Source organism: Microcystis sp. LEGE 00066 (assembly GCF_015207925.1).
In the GTDB taxonomy this organism is placed as follows: Bacteria; Cyanobacteriota; Cyanobacteriia; order Cyanobacteriales; family Microcystaceae; genus Microcystis; species Microcystis ichthyoblabe_A.
In genome coordinates this window covers 1-4,692 of record NZ_JADEVX010000257.1, presented here as the reverse complement: position 1 = coordinate 4,692, position 4,692 = coordinate 1, and the positions used below count along the sequence as shown (strand labels likewise).

Below are 4,692 nucleotides of genomic sequence, written 5' to 3'. Positions count from 1 at the left end.
ACCTAATTTTCAGGGAAAAAGTTCAGGGATTTTACCCCCGATCACTCCAATGGTTGGCACTTTTTGAGGGAAAAAAAGTCTAAAAGGTTTACCCAACAAGGTTTTTAGATTTATTCAGCAAACCCTAAATAATAGACAATAAACAATAGACAAAAAATAACCCCTCAACTGACTAAATAAAGGGGCATTTATGGTATTCTAGAAGCAATTTAGCCGACTTTTGTGGTTTCTTTTTCGGTGGATTGGGAGGGTTTTAGTTTGCGTTTCAGGGTTGAAGCTGCACCGAGAGCGAGGAGGCTGAGGGTTGAGGTGGGTTCGGGAACTGGTTGGACACCCAAAAGTTCGCCATCAAAAGTAACTTCGCTGGCAAAGACCCAGGCAGTGCGCCGATTTAGAGTAAGTTGTAGGGAACTACCACTAAAATTTAATCCTGAAAAAGTATAGGATGTTGGCGCTGCAGTAGGAGGATCAGTAAGAGACCCCGAATTATAATTAGAGCCACCCATACTTAATAATATACTTTGCGGTACGGAAACAGCACCAAAACCATTTGCGTCATCCACATATACAGTAACTGCGTTTATATTTACTGTGCCAGCAAAGTTAAAAGTAATGACAGGATTCCGGTTTTCCTAACCAACATAAAGTCCTGTACCGTCTGCAACTTCTACATCATTCCAGTTTTGTGTAGGAATTATGCCATCAGTTAGATCTCCAACTCCTCCACAGAGAGGAACATAATTTACCGACGTGTTTCCAGTACCATTATATTTCTTGTCCCAGTATTTAGAGCCGCCTCCATTGGCTCTCTTAGGTTTGGTGGGTAAAATGTATTCTAAGATACAGTCCTGCTGGCGAGCGAGTGGAAGGAACCACAGAAACACAGAGGACACAAAGATTGATCGCTTCTATAGTAAGTTAAACTGGTCGCAACGCGCTCGCTACGCGAGATCACACAAAGAATAAGAGAGCCGCACTTTTTGAGGAGAAAAAAGTCTAAAAGCCTTATCCAACTTGGTTTATCTTCAGATATTGATTCTACTGAGAAACTTACCTATGACTAAAAGAGCTTTACTACTAATCAATCGTCACTCGCGCAAGGGTAAAGAAAACTTTGCTCAAACTGTTGATCTGCTCAATAATTGGGATTTTGAAATTATCAGCGTCCCTTTGAAAAAGGTAGAAGATATACCTTTTTTGCTGGAAAAATATCGCTCTAGTATTGATTTAGTTATTGTCGGTGGTGGCGATGGGACTCTTAATGCTATGGCGGATATGTTGGTAGAAACTCAACTGCCCCTAGGTATTATACCTTTGGGAACCGCTAATGATTTGGCCCGGACTTTAGGGATACCGAATTCTATTGCCGAAGCCTGTCGAATTATTGCCGAAGGTAATTTAAAATATATCGATCTAGGTTGGGTAAATAATAAATACTTTTTCAACGTGGCTAGTTTAGGATTAAGTGTGAAAATTACCCAGAAACTGAGCAAGGGTTTAAAGCGACGTTTGGGAATTTTGGCCTATGCTTGGACAGCCCTACAGGTATTAAGTAAAACCCGTCCTTTTACCGCTATGATCGGTATTGATGGAGAAAATATCAAAGTTAAAACCCTACAAATAGCGATCGGAAATGGTCGTTATTATGGGGGAGGAATGCCGATCGCTCACGATGCCCAAATCGACGATCAAAGATTAGATTTATATAGCCTAGAAATTGAACACTGGTGGCAAATTTTCCCGCTTTTATGGACATTACCACGAGGACAACAGGGTTTATTATCTTGGGTGAGAACTCTTAACGGCAAAGAAATTCAAATTCAGACTCGTAAACCCCATAGTATCAACACCGATGGCGAAATTACTAGCACTACTCCCGCCATGTTTCGAGTTATTCCAGCGGCCATAGGGGTCTATATTCCCCGTCAGGAAACACAATTTTAAAATTAACGAAAAGGAGGAGAATATAATAAACCCCCCTTTGTCCAAAGATTATTTAAACCTCGATCGAGTTGCAGGGGTTGGCCGATTTCCCGATCATAAATTTCACCGTAATTACCCACCTGTTTTAAGACTCTTTGGGCAAAATCATTGGGTAAACCCATATCTTCGCCTAACTTCTCATCGATACCCAAAAAGCGCCGAATACTGGGGTCTTTGCTATCGGCAAAAGTGGCAATATTTTGGGAGTTAATCCCGAATTCTTCCCCTTGAATTAAACTAAAAACGATCGAGCGGACGGCATTCGACCAAGCGGGATCACCATCGGCCACGGCCGGGGCCAAGGGTTCCTTCGATATTACCACTTCTAATAATTGATGATCCTGCGGTCGGGGAAAAACCGAGCGCCGGGCCACCAATTGGGAGCGATCGGAGGTAACAGCCTGACAGCGCCCCGCCTGATAAGCTGTATATAAAGCCTCCACATCATCGGAAACGATCGGTTTATAACCTTGCACTGCCGCTTTTGCCATGGCATCGGCCAGATTTTGTTCCGTGGTGGTTCCTGATAGCACACAAATGGACTTTCCGCTCAAATCTTCTAATTTCTTAATATTACTGGCTTTCGTGGCCATAATTCCTTGACCATCATAGAAAACCGGGGTGATAAACTCCATCCCCAGAGCGGTATCCCGGTTAATCGTCCAGGTGGTGTTGCGACTGAGAATGTCCACTTCTCCCGTCTGTACAGCAGTAAATCTCTCTTGGGGACTAAGTTTACGATATTCGACTTTGGCGGGATCATCAAAGAGAGCCGCCGCGATAGCTCGACAAATTTGCACATCTAAGCCCGAATATTCGCCTTTTTCATTAACAAAGCTAAACCCCGGCACTTCTCCGTTAATGCCACAAATTAACTTACCGCGATTTTTCACCGTTTGCAAGCGGTCAGCACTGGGACTATTTGCAGTGTTAGAACTAGAATTCGGTTGATTTTCCGTCCCACAGGCAGTAATTAGCAGTAACAGCAGGGACAATGCACAAAAACGCCACTTTAGCATAGATATTCTCTGAAAAATTTTTTTAGTCACTTAATTTTAGCGGAAAGACCAGAGCAAACTTAACAATATAGCCACGATCGCACCGATAACCGTATTGATCACATTGACTAATTCATTAGTTAACCACAGAAAGCGGGTTTGTAGGGTAGCTCCGATGAGACTTTCGATATTGGTGGCGATAAATGCCGCAATTACACACCATAACACACCAAGAAGATCGATCGCACCGATAGTCCATGCTAACAGGGAAATCGCCGTGGCTGCCAGCAAACCGGCGAGCGTTCCTTCCAAACTAACAGCACCTTCTGTTCCCCGGGGGACGGATTTAAAATTAGTGATTAGATAAGTAGTTTTACCGTAAGCTTTACCCACCTCACTGGCAGTAGTATCGGCTAATTTAGTGCTAAAACTAGCCACATAAGCGAGTATTAACAGGTAATCCCAGGGAGAAGCGGCAAAAAGACTGAGGATAGCGCAAATTGCCCCTGCTAAAGCGGAACCCCAGACATTTTCTGGACCGCGTACCCCCGCTCTTTTTTCGGCGATTCCCTCCGCTTCCTTGCGCGCTAAACCGATGCGGGTGACAGTAGAACCGACGAGGAAATAGAATAAAACAATCAGATAACCGCGCCATCCCAAGCTTCCCCAGACAATTACCCCTAAAACCCAAGCATGGAGATAACCCACCCGAGTTAAGAGCTTTTTTGGGGCAATTGCAGCGATTCCGAGGAGGACGGTATTGAGAAGAACAGCGACGAGCCAAGGATTAGTTAACATAGTGTCTGGGCAAGTTTATATCCCCTATTGTATCGATCGAGTTCATGAAAACTAATCAACCCTATCAACCTCTTTTACTGCGAATTCTGCACGGATTAACGGGAATTGTCCTCATTGCCGCCATGGTTACGGCCTATTGGACCTATGATACTTTTGACGGTCGTTGGTTGAAACTGCCCCTACCAGAATATCAAGAAATTGAAAGTATTCATGGTACTTTTGGCCTCTATACTCTGATTATCTTTCCCGTTTTTGCTATCTATGCTTTTCGTCGCGGCAACAAAAGATTAATTCAAAGTGATTCTCTTAACAAATTAACCCAATTTGGCAAGCCAATTTGGTGGTACAGTCTCCATCGTTTAGTTAATACTTTGATTCTTTTTGCGCTAACTTTTGCTTTGTATAGTGGCCGGATGATGGATTCCGAATGGCTACCGGAAGGGGAATTAAATCACTTTTGGTATTATGCCCATTTGCTCAGTTGGTTAATTATGGCAGTATGTCTGGTGCTGCACCTGCTCATGACTGCCAAAGTGGGAGGGGTTCCCCTGTTATTGTCTATCCTTAAATGGGGTTTTCGTGAACAAGATAATCCGAAATTATGGTTATCTCAATTACGTCAATGGGGGTTAAGTTTGCGTCTAGCTAATACTTTTCAGTGGCTACAATCTCTTAACTTATATAAAGTCTTAGAAATTGTTGTTTTATTGGCTATTATAGCAGCTTGGATTATTCCCAAGTTTGACTAAGCTGTACTGTATTTAAACTGAGTATTGGGAATTTTAGCCCACATTCCGCACCCTCAACTGTCACAGATCAAAAAAGCCATTAAAGTAGTACATAATAACTAAAATTAATTCAAAGGTTAAAAGGGTTAATGAGAATATATAGCATTAAAAGGGGTATGGAGCGA

General features: G+C 42.8%; 4 protein-coding genes and 1 pseudogene. 2 read left to right on the top strand and 3 right to left on the bottom strand.

Translation table 11 applies throughout. The features are described 5' to 3' along the window. Nucleotides 1-209: 209 nt before the first annotated feature. Nucleotides 210-842, bottom strand: a pseudogene (locus IQ224_RS25160) (PEP-CTERM sorting domain-containing protein). A gap of 214 nt (nucleotides 843-1,056) precedes the next feature. On the opposite strand from IQ224_RS25160, the gene IQ224_RS21765 reads away from it, so the two are divergent. Next, a complete protein-coding gene (locus tag IQ224_RS21765; protein WP_002746675.1) occupies nucleotides 1,057-1,944 on the top strand; it encodes a lipid kinase in 888 nt (295 codons plus the stop codon). A gap of 2 nt (nucleotides 1,945-1,946) precedes the next feature. Here IQ224_RS21765 and IQ224_RS21760 read toward each other — a convergent pair whose 3' ends face one another. Further along, complete coding sequence (locus IQ224_RS21760) at nucleotides 1,947-3,002, bottom strand: amino acid ABC transporter substrate-binding protein (protein WP_002794699.1); 1,056 nt, start codon at nucleotides 3,000-3,002, stop codon at nucleotides 1,947-1,949. 36 nt (nucleotides 3,003-3,038) lie between these two features. Then, entirely contained in the window at nucleotides 3,039-3,779 is a 741-nt protein-coding gene (locus IQ224_RS21755; RefSeq protein WP_194033487.1) for a TIGR00297 family protein, read from the bottom strand. 44 nt (nucleotides 3,780-3,823) lie between these two features. On the opposite strand from IQ224_RS21755, the gene IQ224_RS21750 reads away from it, so the two are divergent. Beyond that, nucleotides 3,824-4,528 carry a cytochrome b/b6 domain-containing protein gene (locus IQ224_RS21750; protein ID WP_194033486.1) on the top strand — a complete coding sequence of 235 codons (705 nt, stop codon included), beginning with the start codon at nucleotides 3,824-3,826 and terminating at the stop codon, nucleotides 4,526-4,528. The last annotated feature ends 164 nt before the right edge of the window (nucleotides 4,529-4,692 follow it).

Coding starts and splice junctions, on each gene's coding strand:
- IQ224_RS21765 (WP_002746675.1), top strand. CDS start 1,057: ATGACTAAAAGAGCTTTACTACTAATCAATCGTCACTCGCGCAAGGGT.
- IQ224_RS21760 (WP_002794699.1), bottom strand. CDS start 3,002: ATGCTAAAGTGGCGTTTTTGTGCATTGTCCCTGCTGTTACTGCTAATT.
- IQ224_RS21755 (WP_194033487.1), bottom strand. CDS start 3,779: ATGTTAACTAATCCTTGGCTCGTCGCTGTTCTTCTCAATACCGTCCTC.
- IQ224_RS21750 (WP_194033486.1), top strand. CDS start 3,824: ATGAAAACTAATCAACCCTATCAACCTCTTTTACTGCGAATTCTGCAC.